Annotated in this window: 1 protein-coding gene; it reads left to right on the forward strand. The window is 59.6% G+C overall.

The window, feature by feature from the left end:
* On the forward strand, positions 1-597 hold a 597-nt coding region (locus GTW58_RS13595; RefSeq protein WP_209436592.1), incomplete at both ends, for a ribonucleotide-diphosphate reductase subunit beta.

Consider the following 597-nt stretch of genomic DNA (forward strand, 5'->3'; position numbering starts at 1 on the left):
ATCTTCTCCACCTTGGCCTCCACCAAGATGATCGACGAGGCCTTCCGCTGGTCCAACGAGAACGAGTACCTCCAGCGCAAGGCCGACATCATCCTGGACCGCTACGTGGGGGATGACCCGCTCAAGAAGAAGGTGGCTTCCACGCTGCTGGAGTCCTTCCTGTTCTACTCGGGCTTCTACCTGCCCATGCACTTCTCCTCGAAGGCCAAGCTGACGAACACCGCGGACATCATCCGCCTGATCATCCGCGACGAGGCCGTGCACGGGTACTACATCGGGTACAAGTACCAGAAGGGTCTGGAGAAGGAGACCCAGGAGCGTCGCGACGAACTCAAGACCTTCACCTACGACCTCCTGGACGAGCTCTACGAGAACGAGATCGCGTACACCGAATCGCTCTACGACGGCGTGGGGTGGACCGAAGAGGTCAAGAAGTTCCTGCACTACAACGCCAACAAGGCGCTCAACAACCTGGGCTACGAGGCGCTGTTCCCCAAGGAGATGACCGATGTGTCGCCCGCGATCCTTTCGGCCCTGTCGCCGAACGCGGACGAGAACCACGACTTCTTCTCCGGTTCGGGTTCCTCCTACGTGATC

This window comes from Kocuria subflava (assembly GCF_012163155.1).
Lineage (GTDB): Bacteria > Actinomycetota > Actinomycetes > Actinomycetales > Micrococcaceae > Kocuria > Kocuria subflava.